An 18,020-nucleotide genomic window follows, 5' to 3' on the forward strand; every position below is an offset into this window, starting at 1 on the left:
TTCTCACTGGAATCCCGCAATTCACACAATTAAAAATCATAAAAATAAATCATTTCAATTATAAAGCCGCTATCATCCCTAAAGGAGATAGCGGCTTATTAGATGCGTTATATGTTAGAAACAACTTTACTCGAAATTCTCGAGTTCTCTAATTATCGATTAATGTTGTAGAAAGATTTAATGCCATTGAATTGAGCTGTTACAGACAATTGATCTTCGATGCGAAGTAATTGGTTGTATTTTGCAACACGGTCTGTACGAGATGGAGCACCAGTTTTGATTTGTCCAGCATTTGTAGCAACTGCGATATCTGCAATTGTTGTATCTTCTGATTCACCAGAACGGTGAGAGATGATAGCTGTGTAGCCAGCACGTTTTGCCATTTCGATTGCATCTAAAGTTTCTGTTAAAGTACCGATTTGGTTAACTTTGATTAGAATTGAATTACCAACGCCTTCTTCGATACCACGAGATAACTTTTTAGTGTTTGTAACGAATAGATCGTCACCAACTAATTGTACGCGGTTTCCGATACGTTCAGTAAGCATTTTGTGACCTGCCCAGTCGTTTTCATCAAGACCATCTTCGATTGAGATGATAGGGTATTTAGAAGTAAGTTCATCATACCAAGCAACCATTTCTTCAGAAGTTTTTGCAACGCCTTCTCCATCTAAATGGTATTTCCCATCTTCATCTGAGTACAATTCAGAAGATGCTACGTCCATTGCTAGCATTACTTCTTCACCTGGTTTGTAACCTGCACGTTCGATAGCAGTTACGATTGTAGATAATGCTTCTTCGTTTGAAGTTAAGTTTGGTGCAAAACCACCTTCATCACCTACTGCAGTGTTATGACCAGATTCTTTAAGAACTGCTTTTAATGAGTGGAAGATTTCAGTACCCATGCGTAAAGCGTGACGGAATGATTCTGCTCCTACAGGCATTACCATGAATTCTTGAATATCTACGTTATTATCAGCGTGTTCACCGCCGTTTAAGATGTTCATCATTGGAACTGGTAGTTGTTTTGCATTAACACCACCGATGTATTGATAAAGTGGTAGGTCAAGGTAGTCAGCACCTGCACGAGCCACTGCTAAAGAAACACCAAGAATCGCGTTTGCACCTAGTTTACCTTTGTTTTCTGTACCATCTAATTCGATCATCATGTTATCTACCGATACTTGATCAAGTACTGAATAGTTTCCGATTAGTTCTGGAGCAATGACGTTGTTTACATTATCAACTGCTTTTAAAACACCTTTTCCAAGGTAGCGAGCTTTGTCTCCATCGCGCAATTCTACCGCTTCATATTCCCCAGTAGATGCACCAGAAGGAACGATTGCACTACCAAAAGCACCTGATTCTGTGAATACTTCTACTTCTACTGTTGGGTTACCGCGTGAATCTAATACTTCACGGGCTTGTACGTCTGTAATAATTGGCATTGTTTAACTCTCCTCAGTTTTAAAATAATGGTTTTCCTGTCATTTCGAGTGGTTGTTCCACTCCTAATAATTTTAACATGGTAGGAGCTAAATCGGCTAAAATTCCGCCATTTCTTACCACAATATTTTCTTTTGTGATGATAACAGGCACGGGATTTGTTGTATGAGCTGTCATCGGCTCTCCTTCAAGTGTTACCACTTCATCAGAGTTACCATGGTCAGCTGTAATAATTGCTGCTCCACCTTTTGCAAGAAGAGCATCTACCACTCTGCCTAAACATTCATCTACTGCTTCAATTGCTTTTACAGTTGGTTCAAGCATTCCACTATGGCCAACCATATCAGGATTAGCGAAGTTTAAGATGATTCCGTCAAAACGATCTGCTTCAATCGCTTCAACTAGTGCATCTGTTACTTCATAAGCACTCATTTCTGGTTTTAAATCATATGTTGCAACTTTTGGAGAATTGATTAGAATACGTTCTTCTCCTTCAAATGTTGCTTCACGACCACCACTCATGAAGAAAGTAACATGTGGGTATTTTTCAGTTTCTGCAATACGTAATTGACGAAGATTATTGTCTGATAATACCTCACCAATGGTGTTTTTCAAATCGTCATCATGGAAAGCAATCTCACCAATTACTTTATCACTATATTTTTTAAAACAAACAAATTTTAAGTTTTGTGGATGATTTTCACTTCGAGTAAAACCATCAAATGTTGGATTGGTAAAAGCAGTTGATAGTTCGATTGCACGGTCCGGACGGAAGTTAAAGAAAATCACGGCATCGTTTGATTGAATTGTTGCAACTGGTTTGCCATCATTTTTGATCACAAACGGTAAGACAAATTCATCTGTTACATCATTTGCATAAGATGCTTCAACACCTTCTATTGCATAAGATGCCTCTATACCTTGTCCATCTACTAATACTTTATAAACTTTTTCTTCACGATCCCAGCGATTATCGCGGTCCATTGCGTAATAACGACCACTGATAGAAGCAAATTGACCTACTCCGATTTCAGCCATTTGTCGTTCTGTTTCTTCGATATAACCTACAGCTGTTTTGGGACCAACATCACGGCCATCCAGGAAGCCATGTACATATACTTCTTCTAAGCCATGGTCTTTTGCTAATTTCAATAAAGCAAATAAATGCTCATAGTGACTATGTACGCCACCATCAGATAAAAGACCCATAATGTGTAATTTTGAATGATTTTGTTTTGCATGATTGACTGCATCTAATAGTGCTTCATTTGTAAAGAAATCACCATCTTTAATAGCCTTGTGAATTCTTGTTAAGCTTTGATAGACAATACGGCCAGCACCTATATTTAAGTGTCCGACTTCTGAGTTACCCATTTGCCCCGCTGGAAGTCCCACTGCTTCCCCTGATGCTGTCAGTGTGTTATGCGGAAAGGAATTCCAATAACGGTCCAAATTTGGTTTCTTCGCTTGCGCTACTGCATTACCAAATAGTTCGTCGCGTAAGCCTAAACCATCTAAAATAATTAATGCTACTGGTTTATTAGGCATTTGCCCCGGCCTCCAATAATTTCAAGAATGAGTCTGGTTTTAAACTTGCTCCACCAACTAGAGCACCATCGATATGCTCCATTGATAGTAATTCTACTACGTTTTCTGGTTTCACACTACCGCCGTATTGAATACGAATCATTTCTGCAGCAACTTCTCCTGCTACTTCTCCTACTGTTTTGCGGATTGCTGCACATACTTCGTTGGCATCTTGAGCTGTCGCTGTTTTACCTGTGCCTATTGCCCAAATTGGTTCATATGCAATCACAGTTTTCGCAACTTGCTCAGGTGTTAAACCTTTTAGTGCTGCACCAACTTGAGAAGAAACTTTTACAACTGTATTACTTGCTTCTCGTTCATCTAATGTTTCCCCTACACAGATAATCGGTGTTAAATTATGAGTAAATGCTGCATGTGCTTTTTTATTTACTTTTTCATCTGTTTCATTATCATATTGACGACGTTCGGAGTGCCCTAAAACAACATATTGAACTTTGACATCTTCTAATTGAGTGGGGCTGACCTCACCAGTAAATGCACCTTCATTTTCATAGTGCATTGTTTGAGCACCGATTGCTAGATCTGTACCTTCAGCTTTACTTACAAGTGAAGGTAAAAATAGAGCTGGTGCACAAATAACTGAGTCCACTTGATCTGTTGCTGGAACAGATGATTTAACTGCTTCTACAAATTCAATTGCTTCAGATAATGTTTTATACATTTTCCAGTTGCCTGCAATGATTGGTTTACGCATTGTGAACAACCTCCATTTATAAGTATTATTTGTCGCTTAATGCGACAACACCCGGTAATTCTTTACCTTCCATAAATTCAAGAGATGCACCGCCACCAGTTGAGATGTGATCCATTTTGTCAGCTACTTGGAATTTTTCTACTGCTGCTGCTGAATCGCCACCACCAATAATTGTATAACCATTTGTTTCTGCCATTGCATTTGCAACAGCCTTTGTACCATTTGCAAATGCATCCATTTCAAATACACCCATAGGTCCATTCCAAATGATTAGTTTTGAATTGTTAATCACATCTGCATATTCTGCAGCTGTTTTTGGTCCGATATCTAATCCCATCCAATCACTTGGAATTTGATCGATATCAACTACTTTTGTCTCCGCATCTTTCGAGAATTCGTTTGCTACAACAGCATCCACTGGCATATGTAATTTCACGCCTTTTTCAGCTGCTTTTTCGATAAATGATTTAGCTAATTCGATTTTATCTTCTTCTAATAATGATTTACCTATATCATAACCTTGTGCTTTTGAGAATGTATAAGACAAACCGCCACCAATGATTAAATGGTCAACTTTATCTAAAAGATTTTCGATTACACCGATTTTATCTTTAACTTTTGCACCACCGATAATTGCAGTGAATGGGCGTTCTGGGTTTGATAATGCTTTACCTAAAACATCAATTTCTTTTTCCATTAAAAGACCTGAAACTGCTGGTAAATTTTCTGCAATTCCTGCTGTTGTAGCATGTGCACGATGAGCGGCACCAAATGCATCATTGACATAGAGATCTGCTAATTTTGCGAAGCTTTCAGCAAGTGCAGGGTCGTTCTTCTCTTCACCTTTATGGAAACGAACGTTTTCTAATAGAACGATATCACCATCATTCATATTGCCTACAGCTTGTTCCACTGTTTCACCAATAGATTCATCTAATTTAGTTACATTTTTACCCATAAGTTCAGAAAGACGTTCACCAACTGCTGTTAAGCGTAGTTCTTCTTTCACTTCACCTTTGGGACGGCCTAGATGACTAGCTAAAATTACTTTTGCCCCTTTTTCTACTAAATATGAGATTGTAGGAAGTGCTGCTCGAATACGAGTGTCGTCGGTAATTTTGCCTTCTTCCATTGGTACATTGAAATCCACACGTACAAATACGCGTTTTCCTTTTACTTCAATATCATTCATTGTCTTTTTTTGATACATAATCGTGCTTCCTCCAATTGTCTATAACATTTTAATTATGATGAAAATAAGCATCATTCTTCACTTTTATTATGATGAACAAAAATAGCTTCTTCAAACGTTTTAGGTCAATTAAAAAATTGGCATTGTTACACGGAGAGCGCTGGAAAACTATATTATTCCAATTTATTGTACAAATAAGGCATTACTAGAAGTGGAATCAGCTTCGCTTTCCGCGGGCGAACCGACGAGCCTCCTCGCTTCGCTGTGGGGTCTCGTCTGGCTCGTTTTCCCGCAGGAGTCTACGCTAATTCCACTTCAACAAAAATTGTAATATAAAAATTTATTAAAGAAATTTTTTTCAATTAGATTTTCCAGTATACTCGCAAGCACAACTGCCTTATTTCGTGTAACCAATTTTTCATCCGCTACTTCTTCACAACAAATTGTAAAAAAACAGCAAAGCCAAAATATTTTGTTTTTATCGATGAAGCGCTTACTTATTTCATAAAAAAAGGAGAAGTACAAAACCGCTTCTCCTTTTTACCCTAATTCATTATATACGTATGGTTATTATATGGCTATGGTTTTTGAATTACAAACCTTGTTTCGCCATGTATTCAGCTAAATCTACTACACGAGTAGAATAACCTGATTCGTTGTCATACCAAGCCAATACTTTTACAAGGTTACCTTCGAGAACCATTGTAGATAGACTATCAACTGTAGATGAAGCAACATTGCCGTTGTAATCAATTGATACTAATGGTAATTCTGAGTATGCAAGAATACCTTTTAATTCATTTTCAGATGCTGCTTTTAATACTGCATTAACATCTTCTGGAGTTACGTCTTTTTCTAATTCTACAACTAAGTCAACTAATGATACGTTTGGTGTTGGAACACGAATTGCCATACCGTCTAGTTTACCTTCAAGTTGTGGTAAAACTTTTGCTACTGCAACTGCTGCACCAGTAGTAGTTGGGATCATAGATTGTGCAGCTGCACGAGCACGACGATAATCTTTATGTGGAAGATCTAAGATTTTTTGGTCGTTTGTGTATGAGTGAACAGTTGTCATCATACCTCGTTTAATACCGAATTGCTCATCTAATATTTTAGCTACTGGAGATAAACAGTTTGTTGTACAAGATGCATTTGATACGACAACATCATTTGCTGCATCGTATTTTTCGTTGTTTACACCCATTACATAAGTTGGCATGTTTTTACCTGGAGCAGATACGATTACTTTTTTAGCGCCTGCTTCAACGTGTTTATGTGCAGATTCATGGTCAGTAAAGCGACCAGTAGATTCTACTACGATATCGACATCTAATTCTCCCCAAGGAAGTTTTGCAGGATCTGTTTCAGCATAGACACGAACGTTTTTGCCATCTACTACAAGGTATTCACCTTCAGATGTTACTTCTGCATCGAATGTGCCATGAACTGAATCATATTTTAAAAGATGAGCAAGCATTGCTGCGTCAGTTAAATCATTTACCGCTACAATTTCAATATCTTGACGTTTTATTGCTGTTCGGAAAACTAATCGTCCAATACGTCCAAATCCATTAATCGCTAATTTTAAAGTCATAATCTTTTCCTCCATTAAATGAGTTTATTGTAGTAAGTGAAGCATTTCTTCCGCAGCAGCTGAATCAGTTATTAAAACAGATTGTTTTGCGCCGTGTTTGAAGTAAGAAAGAATGGCTTTAGCCTTATTCTTCCCACCAGCTACTGCAATAATACTTTTACATCTATTTACTTGCTCTAATTGGATTCCTACAGTACGAATTCTTTGTACTGCATTCCCCTGTTCATCGAAATAATAACCAAAGGCCTCACTGATAGCACCACTTTCAAGTAAAGCTTGTTTTTCCTGTTCACTTGAATCACGTCTTACTGCCATTTCTAAAGCAGAGCCAATGCCGTGAATAACGACATCTGTTTGATCATATAGCTCAATCATTTCTTTTACGATTGGTTCTTGAATAATTGCATTATAAGCTGTTTCACTTAAATGTTCTGGTAAATACAAAGTACGATATGTGTTGTCAGTATTCCCTGCAAATGTTGCTGCAATAGTGTTAGCTTGCAGCCTCATCTCAACTCCCATACCACCTCTAGCAGCGATAAAGGTTAGATCAGTTAGTTTTTCTGAAGGAGTAAGACTATCTGCTATGGCAGCTAATGTACTTCCACCTGTTACAGCGACGATTTTGCTAAGACCCGCTACTAATTCTAATTGTTTTGTCGCTTCCAAACCGAGCAATGATTTAATCGATGGAATTTCATCAAGATCTCCATCTACTATTATTACTTTTTGGATTCCAAGTATTCGTGTTAGTTGTTTTTCCATTGTGGAAATACCTGACCATTCATAAACGAGAGGCTTTAACACTTCTAATACTTCCATTCCTAATTCAGAAATTCTCATACCAGAACGACTAGCTACAATCAGCCCTTGCTCACGTAACAAATCCGTTTCCTTACGTGCTTCTCTTTCTGCTACAGAAAGATTATCCGCAAGTCCACGTCGACCAATGGGACCTAACATTTCAATCATTTGTAAAAAACGATATCTAGTATGAAGAAGCTCAGACACTTCAGGCATTATTTTCAATTGTGCTTCCGATAATGTAGTCATGTCGTTAACTCTCCTTAAGGGACATATTTCATCCCACCTTTTATTATTATGTCCCACTTACTACAAAAAAATTTATTTCTTGATTAGAGTATACAATTTCATGTCATCATATGCAACTTAATTGCACCAAGAAATGAGTAGAATAGACAATAAATTATTGCCTATCCTAGTCTGCACCGAGCCCTTCCAACAATGTTATATAATCCAGTACACCATACTGAATAATCTGCCCGTCCTTTTCAACAACAGGAATCATCATCATATATTTTTCATGAAGTGCATCATCCTGTTCAATATTCACTTCTTTAACCTCAAAAGGAATATCTTCACGCACTAAATTCAGCATTCGTTTGCCATCTTTGCAAAGTCCGCAGTTCGGTCTACTGTAGTATGTAATTTCCATATTGTAATGTTCCTCCCTTTTGATATTTCTTCTATTGTATAAATAAATTCTTACGTTGAATACTCATATGATTGATGGGCTCACGAAGAGGTTGAACGAAGTTTGAATCATGTGGTTGTAATTTTGCAAAAAATATCATATCAAATTCAAACGATATCCCGCTCCCCAAACAGTTTCAATGATTTTAGGATTATTACTATCCTCTTCTATTTTTTCACGAATCCGATTGATGTGAACCGTCACAGTAGAACTATCGCCTATATAGCCGTATCCCCAAATTTGTTCAACGATTTGTTCTTTAGAGAAAACAATGTTTGCATTTTCTGCTAAAAAAACAAGTACTTCAAATTCCTTATTAGGGAACTTAACTTCCTCGCCATTTACATAAACTTTCCAACTCTTTTTTAGTATTTTCATGTGACCAATTTGAATGACGCCATCTGTTGTCTCATTTCTATGATGTATTAATCGTTCATAACGATTGATATGAGCTTTGACACGCGCTACAAGTTCTGCAGGATCAAACGGTTTTGATATATAATCATCTGCACCAAGCCCTAAGCCCCTTATTTTATCTATTGATTCTGTCTTGGCTGTCACCATTAAAATTGGTATTTCAGATTCAGCTCGTATTTCTTTGCAAAGTTCATAACCATTTTTGCCAGGTAGCATGATATCTAGAATCAACAAATCAAAACGCTCTTGATTCAATACTTGGATGACGGAATTACCATTCTGAATGATTCGTGTTTCAAATCCATTAATCTCAAGGTAATCTTCTTCTAACATTGCAATTTCGATATCATCTTCTGCAATTAAAATTTTATACATATTCTTCCCTCTTTTAAAAAATGCTCGGCAATGTAATGATTATTTTCAGTCCATCCTGATTTGCAGCTGAAATTGTGCCGCCATGTTCTTCGATTATATATTTGGACGTATATAATCCTAATCCATTTCCTTCGGTTTTACTATTTCGACTATTTCGTGATTCATCACCACGATAAAATTGTTCAAATAGATGTGACAGTTTGGCTTCATCTACACCTTTACCATTATCCTTTATTTCAAGTACTTCTAAACGATTGATTTTTGATAATGTAAAGGAAATTTGCAAATGGTCATTTTCTGCATATTTTAGACTGTTCTCAATTAAATTGATTAATACTCGCTTAATCAAGACTATATCAATCGCCACGTTATGCTCTTCTTCTGTTAACGATAATTTAACCTTAACCTGTTGATTTGCCAAGTCATCACGCACTTCTTCTACAAATTGCTCTAGAAACAGATCAAAAGCTAGTTTTTTCTTTACAAATGGCATATTACCTGTTTCTAATTTTGAAAAATCAAAGAGACGTTGAAGTAACAAATCCATATCGCCAGCTTTTTTGTATGCAATCATTAAATACTGATGCTGCTTTTCAGGTGTCTTTGCCACACCGTCTAATAAACCTTTAATATAGCCTTTTACAGATGTAAGAGGTGTACGCAAATCATGGGAAATCCCTGAAATCATGTCTGTTCTAGCCTTTTCATACTTTTCGTTTCGTTCTCTTTCTTCCAGTAAATGACTTTGCATTTGGTTAAATGTGCTACATAGCATTTCAAACTCTTCAATTCCTTGATAAACAATAGGTTCTTGAAGATTCCCTGCTTCAATACGTTTTTCTCCATCCATTAACTGACTGATTGGGGCTTTAACTTTCTTCACCAAACGTTTCGTAAACAATTGACTACTCAATATTATGATCATAATCCCAACTAACGCAATGACAAAATACATCCCCAAAAACATTTTAAATCCACCATGTTCAAGGATTGTCCAAAACGAATTTTTTTTGACATTAATGACAATTAAATCATAGTGATGCCCATTAGAATCAAATTCTTTGCGTACAATTGTTGCATAATCCCAATGATAGACTGCATTATTTTGACCTTTTTTTATTTTTGGGAAATCTTCAATATAACTAGATTCGTGTTTGTTTAAATTGGAATAGATTTTCATTTGATCTTTTGCTACATATAAATGATAACCATACTTTGAAACATCTGTACTGATTTCATCCCAATCTGTATTAGGAGTTTTCATGTTATTAAACATCGTTTGAATTTTATAGACATCTTTATTTAATTGAACTTTCTCTATACGATTATCAATATAATATTCGTTAAAGGTACTTACAAGCGTTCCACCGACTATAAACAGTAGCATAAGGGGAAGTAGAACCATTATTGTATTTGAACGGAAAATCAACTTATTTATTTTCATTACATACTTCCCCTATCTATCTGTTTTTAATCTATACCTTTATTCCGTTTTCTTTGTCGATACACTCCAATACTAAAGAGTACAATTGAAATAATTGAAACCCATAAGCACGCTGTCCAGTAAGGTGGTTTATAGACCAGTTCAATTTCATTTTCCCCGTTCATTAATGGAATACCAATAAACGCATAGTTTACTTTCTCTATCGCTACTTTCTTCCCATTAATATGCGCTGTCCACCCTTTTTCATAAGGTATAGGTGTGACTAACATTTGGTGAGGTTGAGTTGTTTTTACTACACCACTTGCATGATTATTTTGCCATTGTATATCTGCACCTTTACTATATTTCAATGCATCAGATAGGATCGAATAGTCTTCTCCATAAACATGAATATTAGTTATGTGATACTCCCCTTTTGACAAACGAATATGAATGGTATTTGCTCGATTGATTGCAAACGTTAAATCATTATATCCTGTACGATAAATAGAATCTGATTTTTTTCGCATCGTTTGATCTTCATTCACTTGAAGATTATATGATTCCTTTTTATGAATTCCTTCAATATGAAATTGGACATAAAGGTCTTTCGTATTTTGAGAAGGAGCAATATGGAGATCAAATCCTCCGTTTTTCTTCTGTACATTTAAAACATCACCGTTCCACTTTGCATTGACTGTGCTTATTTTTTTAATGGAAGTCTCAGGAACCTTGGATTCCTTTGTGGTTTGTTCATTATCTGTTATAACACCTTGTAACATCGCATGTTCTTTAGCTAATACAGGCTGATTTTCTAAAGCTGTTGCAGAATATAAAGAATTCGTCACACGAAACGCAGGCAATAACTTTTTATTCTCATAAACATTGTAATTTTTTGAGTGCTTTACTAAATGATAGTGATATGGAATCGATTGATTTGCATTTTCGCGCATATAGAACTGTGTTTGCCATATAGACATTAAGTTTGTTCTAGCACCCAAAGTCGCATATCTACTAACACTTTCCCTCCCCATATCAATTTGAAGGTCTTTTTGATACATATTCAAAACATCACCGTTTAAAACACTGGAATAAACACTTACCCCTTTAAAATCTTGTACAATTGGCGTGTTATTTCGATCATCCACCATCCAGTCAATTCTTGCTCTATCATTTGTTAAATGACGTTTCATATATTGGATTAATCTTTTTTGTTCATTCGAATTGTATTTGTCTGATTCCATGAATTGGGTTGTTGAAGCATATGAGTTTTTATCCACTTCGGTTAAACGATTTACTTGAAACACATTCGCATATCCAATTACAAAGAAAATCACCAATAGGATAATTGTATTTTGTGATTTTCCCTTTGCCAATACATAGCTAATACTGATCGTCCATACAGCTGTCATAAGAAAAATAATGCCATCTTTTCCCCATTTAAAAGTAGGATCTACAAAGCTAACAATTAGCATGAGTAATAGAAATATAACGGATGTTCTATTAAATTGGCTTACTTTCCAATACTCAATGTGGTCTATAGCCACTGCAAAAACGCCTGCATAACCTAAAATCACGATTGCTTCCCAGCGATTTTGTGGTGCTGAAAATCCATTAAACATGCTACCAACGTGTGGAATAAAGTGCATAACAGTTCCACCAATTGCAATAATGGCAAAGAATCGGAATGTCTTGCTTTTATATAGCTTCTTTATACTTAACGCTATTACAATAAAAACTGGTAACCAAAGAATTCGTGGATTCGAAACAATATTATCCTGAATTTCTATCAATGGGATTGCATCTTTGTACGGTGGGCGAGCGTTATGTAGGAAACCTAGTGCAGCTGGAATAAATGCAAAACTACCGATTCCGAATCCTAATAACCCGCCACTTAAATAGTATTTCGATTGCTTTTTTATGGAAAGCTCTTGCTGTGAACAATGAACAAACCAACGAATGATTATATAAAAGAAACCTATTAGTAAGTTCACATATGCCAGATAAAAATTGTTGATAAAAATAAGCGCAACAGCTACTACGAAAGTAGTTGGTGATTGTTTACGCATAATTTTCTCAATACCTATTAATAATAAAACAAGCCAAAACATCGCATCTGTTAAGATATCCCAATACATTTCATGTCTAAAAAAGAAGGGACTTAATCCATAAATAACTGCTCCCACGTACGAAGCTTTTTTGGATATCTTGACCGTCTTAAAATAATAGTAGGCAACAACTAAAATAGCCGTTTGTTTTAAAATGCTCATAGGTAATATAAGTTGTACCCATGTATTTAAATTCACTTGATACTTTGTAATAGATTCCACTATAAACAACAGTGATGAGACAATTAAAAAGAAAATATTTGTGGAGAAATAATAAGCTAACTGAGAAAAAATCCCTCCACCAATTCCAAAATTATCTGCATAAAAAAAGTTCCCTTGGGAATAGTTTTTATAGATGAATTGCTTAAAAGGCAGCATTTGCGACAGACCATCATTAATGCCTTTCATTAGGAGTCCATTCGGCTGTTGCCAAATAAAAAAGCCATGTGCCACGATTGAAATGAAGAGCATACTTCCTATAAGCAACCCTCGTTGTTTCCATCTAGATTGGTTTTGAAACACGAACAACCCTCCTAGTCACAATAAATGTAATTGGCACACTGATTACTGCTGTTGCTAGCGGTGCAAGATAAGGAGACATATGCAATGTTTTAACAAATACAACAAGGCAAATTAATTGCACAACACTATTTGTTATTTGTGTGAGCGGAAATAGTAAAAACGACTTCCATGAAGGCTTTTCTTTATATGTAAAATATACATTAAGAAAATAGGAGCCGATCATACTTAAGACTGTCGCAATAATATGACTGGGTAAATAGCTGATAAGGCATATTGAGTAGAACAATACATACCACGCATAATAGTGGGCTGTATTAATACCGCCCACTATTATAAATTTAAACCATTCCTTATTCATCGTTGTTCCTCTTTCGTTCTGTACGCAAAACCATTTTTTCTAAAGATTTCTTCAACATCTTTTGAAGATACAACGCGTGGTACAAATTTGGACGTGCTAACCATATTTGATTCCTCAACAATATAATGAGGACGATGTTTTGCTTCATTATAGATTCGTCCAATATATTCTCCGATAATACCTAAACTTAAAAGCTGAACACCGCCAAGTAATAGCACGGCTGAAATGGTTGTAAAGTAGCCTGGTACTTTTATTCCTTCTGTAAGAATGCCAACAAAAGTTGTTGCGATATACATTAATCCACAAAATAAAATGAAAACACCCATATACAAGCAAAGTCGAAGTGGTTTTGTGTTAAACGATAATACTCCGTCCAGCGCATAGGAAAATAAGTCAGAAAATGACCATTTACTTTCTCCATATTGACGTTCAACATTTTCATAAGAGAATGTTTTTTTAGACAAACCAATCCATTCATAAAGTCCTTTAGAAAAACGATTATTTTCACTAAGCTGTAATAGTGAATCAACTGCCTTTCGACTTAACAAACGGAAGTCACCTGCTCCATTTTCTAACTGTACTTCACTTAACTTATTTACAGAACGATAAAATACACCTGTTAAAAAACGATGTAGTTTAGATTCGCCCTTTCGATTTCGGCATGCTACAACTTGATGATAGCCTTGCTCATATCCTTTAATCATTTCTTTTACTAATGATGCTGGATGTTGTAAATCACTATCCATTAATATGACTGCATCTCCTGTTGAGTTCTGAAGTCCCGCATAGATTGCGGCCTCTTTTCCGAAATTACGGGAGAATGACACATACTTTACTTGCTTATCATGAATGGCTATTTCTTTTATTTTTTCTAATGTCCCATCTGTACTTCCATCATTCACTAGTAATATTTCATATATATAATCTATTGTGTTAAACTCACCTACAATTGAATCATATAATTTATCAACGTTTTCTTCCTCATTAAACGCAGGAAGAATGAATGTTATTTTTTTCACTGTTTTGCACCTCAGTTAGAATGTCATTATAAATTTTGTCCATTGATTATCAAAACCATACGAATACATAACTCACCAACTGCTTTAGAAAGGAAATGAATTCTCTGAACATAAGCATTTTGTTTGGACAATAAAAATTGACCAAAGTTGCCATCCTTTAATTTGTTCAACCATTTCCTTTATCTGCAATAAACATTATTCTGATTTGACTATTCATCTGAACCATCTATTTGTTCATTCCCTTTGTGTACTTATCATTATAAAAAGCAAATCTTAACTGTTTAATGAAAAAAGATAAACAAATTATTAACAAATTGATAAATTCTTATAAATATCGATGCAACAATGCGTTTATATTTAATTTTTTATTTTCCATGTATTGAAGCCAACTCGAAGTCCATACTATCTCTGCGTGAACACAAGCGCCTAATTAAAAGGAGGAGGTTATATTTTGTCTCAACAACAATCACAAAATCAGATGAATAATGATCCAACATATCATGTAGATTCAGCAAAATTCAATCATGGTGGACATGAAGTAATGGATATGCATGAAACTCTTTCCACAATTGTTGGTGGATTAAACCAATGCGTATTATTACGTGACCACATCCAAGATACTGAATTACGAGATATATTAGACCGCCAGTACAAATTTAGCTTAGACGAATACAATACATTGGTGGAATCATTTAAAACAGGTCGTGATCCTTCTCGCCCAACTGGTCATTATGAAATGACGGAAAATAACAAATTCACTTATGGTGTACAACCTGGACAACCAAAAAAACCAATTACTCAAGCTAGTGAATTAAGTGATGAAATAATTTCCGGTTTCCTCCTTGGATGTCACAAAGAAACCGCTACTGTTAAACTTGCTACAGCATTGGAAACAACAAATCCAGTTGTTCGTCGCGTATTAGCAGACTCAATTCCAAACTGCATTGAAATGGCATACGAAGTGTCAATTTATCAAAACAGAAAAGGATATTACCAAGTCCCTCAACTATCCCCTCAAGATATGGCTACAATGACAAATAGCTATGGTGCGGCAACTATAAATACATCACACCAACCATCCCAATTAAGTTAAAATAAAACAAACAAAGCTCTCGACATGGTCTTGTCGAGAGCTTTGTTTGTTTTCTATATTATTTTTGAACTTGAGCTTCTTTATTTACTTGAACACGTTTTAGGAATAACGAAAGTATTAAAGCTACCGCTGAAATACATGTAGCTATCATAAACGTATAGTTAATACCATCTAATAACGCAGTTTGAGTTATATGTGCTTTTAATTGAGCAAGTTGTTCTGCTGATGGTGAAGAAGGAGTTTGACCAGCTTGTGCAGCTGCATGCGCTGCTTGAACCGCTTTTGCTTTTGCATCAGCTGCTAATTCAGCTGCTCTTGTTTTAATATGATTATCCATCACTGTTACAAGAATCGCCGTACCAATTGCACCAGATACTTGTTGGGCCGTATTATTAATGGCTGTACCATGCGGGTTTTTATTCATCGGTAGTGAGTTTAAGCCATTTGTCATGATTGGCATCGTCACCATAGACATACCGAACATACGAACAGTGTAAACCGAAATAATATAAGCGTAACTAGAATCAACTTTTAATTTAGTTAAGAAATAAGTAGCAACCGTCATAATTGATAGACCGACAAATGCTAAAATACGAGGTCCAAATTTATCAAATAGTTTCCCAGTAATTGGCGACATGAAAGCCATCAAAACTGCACCAGGTAACATAATTAATCCTGCGTGGAACGGAGAAATACCTCTTACATTTTGGACATATGCAGGTGTTAGAATCATACCCGAAAACATTGCTACTGATACAACGATTGAAATAACAGAACCTAATGCAAACATTGGATATTTATATATACTAATATCTAATAATGGTTCATCCATTTTCAATTGTTTGATAATGAATATAACTAAAGAAATTGCACCTACAGTAATTGTGCCATATACCCATGGATCACTCCAACCTTTATCTCCAGCTGAACTGAAGCCATATAAAAGTCCACCAAAAGCAAGTGTTGAAAGTAGTAATGATAAATAATCTAGTGAAACTTTACGAGTTTCCATGACATTTTGTAATTTCCAAATACCAAATAACAGACTAAGTACGGCAAATGGAATAATCATTTCGAATAACATACGCCAATCATGGTGTTCAATAATATAACCAGACAATGTAGGTCCAATCGCAGGTGCTGCAATCATTACTAGACCAAACATCCCCATAGCCGCACCACGTTTTTCAATTGGGAAGCTTGTAAGCATAACATTCATTAATAATGGAGAGATTGCAGCTGCACCTGCCGCTTGAACCATTCGTCCAGCCAATAAGGTACCAAAGTTTGGAGCAATCGCCGCGATAATTGTACCAATTGTAAAGATAGACATCGCTGTGATAAATAGATTACGGTTTTTAAATCGAACAACAAAGAATGCAGATGCAGGAACTAACACACCACTTACAAGCATATAGCCTGTTGTTACCCATTGTACTTGAGAATACGTAACATCAAAATCCTTCATAATTGTAGGTAAAGCAACGTTCATCAACGTATTATTTAAAAAAGCAACAAAAGCACCTATAAACAAAATGGCAAGCATGCCATAAGGTGGCTTTTTCTGTATAGAGTCATTACTCATAATTTCCCCTCATTCTTTCTATCAATATTCTTTTTTTGTGACTGATTTTTATTTTATACTGTCGGTCTATTTTTTTCAACACATAAATATTAACAGTATCAAAACGTTGATGTGTAAGCGTTTTTACTTTAGAATGGTAGTATAAATATTATAAAAAGGTGAATTTATGAATACGCGTAAAAGAAAAGTACTCGACGTTGCACGTAGTTTATTTATTGAAAAAGGCTTTAACGAAACCTCTATAATGGATATCATCCATGAAGCAAAAATCTCAAAAGGAACTTTCTATAATTACTTCACTGCGAAAAACGAATGTTTAATAGCTATTTTGCAGGAAAGTCGTGAAGATGCAAGTAACCGTAGACATGAACTTATTTTCGGGCAAGATCCTAAAGATATTAATATCTTTGCGAAGCAAATCGCCGTGCTCATGCATATTAATCGTGAACAAAACCTTTTGCAAATTTTTGAGTCTATTTACCATTCAAGAGATGTAGGCGTTAAAAAAGTGGTAATGAGGCATCATCTACAAGAACTTGATTGGCTCTCTACTCGATTAGTTGAAGTCTATGGTAAAGAAATCAGTGTAATGAGTTACGAATGTGCGGTTCAAGTATTCGCAATGATTCAACACACCATTCGAACATTACTAGTTGCTGAAGATCGTTGTGTGGACCCTGAAGCTGTTGTCAAAATGGCGCTTAGAAATATTGATGCTATTATCCCGCGCATGTTAGAAACGAAAGAGGTTCTAATAGGTGTAGAAACAATTCACTATATAAAAAATAGTGTTGAGCATATAGTGATTAATAAAAACATGATCATAAAACAACTAAAAGGTTTTATCGAAGGATTATCAAAGAGTGATCCAAAATCTGGAGTTGAATATGCAAATTATATATTAGCTGAATTTCAACAAACAGAACCCAAATTATTCATAATTGAAGCACTCCTTACACCTTTCCGTAAATCATTTACAAAAACAACGCATGCATCTGAAGCACGAGAAATCGCAAATTATATTTGGCGTCTTATCAAAGAAGAACAACCAATTGATGAAAATTAACAAAAAGCAGCTCACCCCCTAA

Annotated in this window: 15 protein-coding genes; 2 read left to right on the plus strand and 13 right to left on the minus strand. The window is 35.6% G+C overall.

Features of this window, described 5'->3' with window-relative positions:
• Positions 1-152: 152 nt before the first annotated feature.
• The 12 genes from eno to ACIQ4I_RS15840 all read right to left on the minus strand — a co-directional run bounded on the left by eno (position 153) and on the right by ACIQ4I_RS15840 (position 14,254).
• Entirely contained in the window at positions 153-1,448 is a 1,296-nt protein-coding gene (eno, locus tag ACIQ4I_RS15785) for a phosphopyruvate hydratase (protein WP_403097690.1), read from the minus strand.
• Between the two features lie 19 nt (positions 1,449-1,467).
• Positions 1,468-2,994, minus strand: coding sequence for a 2,3-bisphosphoglycerate-independent phosphoglycerate mutase (gene gpmI, locus ACIQ4I_RS15790; protein ID WP_403097692.1), 1,527 nt, complete (start codon positions 2,992-2,994; stop codon positions 1,468-1,470).
• A complete protein-coding gene (tpiA, locus tag ACIQ4I_RS15795) occupies positions 2,987-3,748 on the minus strand; it encodes a triose-phosphate isomerase (protein ID WP_403097694.1) in 762 nt (253 codons plus the stop codon). The genes gpmI and tpiA overlap by 8 nt, the downstream gene beginning before the upstream one ends.
• A 25-nt stretch (positions 3,749-3,773) precedes the next feature.
• The gene (locus ACIQ4I_RS15800) at positions 3,774-4,958 is read right to left on the minus strand and encodes a phosphoglycerate kinase (RefSeq protein WP_403097696.1); all 1,185 of its coding nucleotides are present in this window, start codon (positions 4,956-4,958) and stop codon (positions 3,774-3,776) included.
• Positions 4,959-5,532: 574 nt separating this feature from the next.
• Entirely contained in the window at positions 5,533-6,537 is a 1,005-nt protein-coding gene (gap, locus tag ACIQ4I_RS15805; RefSeq protein ID WP_403097698.1) for a type I glyceraldehyde-3-phosphate dehydrogenase, read from the minus strand.
• A gap of 24 nt (positions 6,538-6,561) precedes the next feature.
• Positions 6,562-7,590 carry a sugar-binding transcriptional regulator gene (locus tag ACIQ4I_RS15810; RefSeq protein ID WP_403097701.1) on the minus strand — a complete coding sequence of 343 codons (1,029 nt, stop codon included), beginning with the start codon at positions 7,588-7,590 and terminating at the stop codon, positions 6,562-6,564.
• A 166-nt stretch (positions 7,591-7,756) separates the two neighbouring features.
• Entirely contained in the window at positions 7,757-7,993 is a 237-nt protein-coding gene (locus tag ACIQ4I_RS15815; protein WP_403097703.1) for a glutaredoxin family protein, read from the minus strand.
• Positions 7,994-8,128: 135 nt separating this feature from the next.
• Complete coding sequence (locus tag ACIQ4I_RS15820; RefSeq protein ID WP_403097706.1) at positions 8,129-8,824, minus strand: response regulator transcription factor; 696 nt, start codon at positions 8,822-8,824, stop codon at positions 8,129-8,131.
• 13 nt (positions 8,825-8,837) lie between these two features.
• The gene (locus tag ACIQ4I_RS15825; protein WP_403097708.1) at positions 8,838-10,268 is read right to left on the minus strand and encodes a HAMP domain-containing sensor histidine kinase; all 1,431 of its coding nucleotides are present in this window, start codon (positions 10,266-10,268) and stop codon (positions 8,838-8,840) included.
• A 26-nt stretch (positions 10,269-10,294) separates the two neighbouring features.
• Entirely contained in the window at positions 10,295-12,877 is a 2,583-nt protein-coding gene (locus tag ACIQ4I_RS15830) for a YfhO family protein (RefSeq protein ID WP_403097710.1), read from the minus strand.
• Positions 12,858-13,235 (minus strand): GtrA family protein, encoded by a 378-nt coding sequence (locus ACIQ4I_RS15835; protein WP_403097712.1) that lies wholly within the window; start codon positions 13,233-13,235, stop codon positions 12,858-12,860. The genes ACIQ4I_RS15830 and ACIQ4I_RS15835 overlap by 20 nt, the downstream gene beginning before the upstream one ends.
• Positions 13,232-14,254, minus strand: a complete 1,023-nt coding sequence (locus tag ACIQ4I_RS15840; protein WP_403097715.1) for a glycosyltransferase family 2 protein — start codon at positions 14,252-14,254, stop codon at positions 13,232-13,234. The genes ACIQ4I_RS15835 and ACIQ4I_RS15840 overlap by 4 nt, the downstream gene beginning before the upstream one ends.
• A 451-nt stretch (positions 14,255-14,705) precedes the next feature.
• Between ACIQ4I_RS15840 and ACIQ4I_RS15845 the strand changes: the two genes are divergently transcribed.
• Entirely contained in the window at positions 14,706-15,347 is a 642-nt protein-coding gene (locus ACIQ4I_RS15845; RefSeq protein WP_403097718.1) for a spore coat protein, read from the plus strand.
• Between the two features lie 58 nt (positions 15,348-15,405).
• Here ACIQ4I_RS15845 and ACIQ4I_RS15850 read toward each other — a convergent pair whose 3' ends face one another.
• Positions 15,406-16,932, minus strand: coding sequence for an MDR family MFS transporter (locus tag ACIQ4I_RS15850; protein WP_403097720.1), 1,527 nt, complete (start codon positions 16,930-16,932; stop codon positions 15,406-15,408).
• 166 nt (positions 16,933-17,098) lie between these two features.
• Here ACIQ4I_RS15850 and ACIQ4I_RS15855 point away from each other — a divergent pair, with 166 nt between their 5' ends.
• Entirely contained in the window at positions 17,099-17,998 is a 900-nt protein-coding gene (locus ACIQ4I_RS15855; RefSeq protein ID WP_403097723.1) for a TetR/AcrR family transcriptional regulator, read from the plus strand.
• Positions 17,999-18,020 lie beyond the last annotated feature (22 nt).

Origin of the sequence: Rummeliibacillus sp. NPDC094406, assembly GCF_044763875.1 — a bacterium.
Lineage (GTDB): Bacteria > Bacillota > Bacilli > Bacillales_A > Planococcaceae > Rummeliibacillus.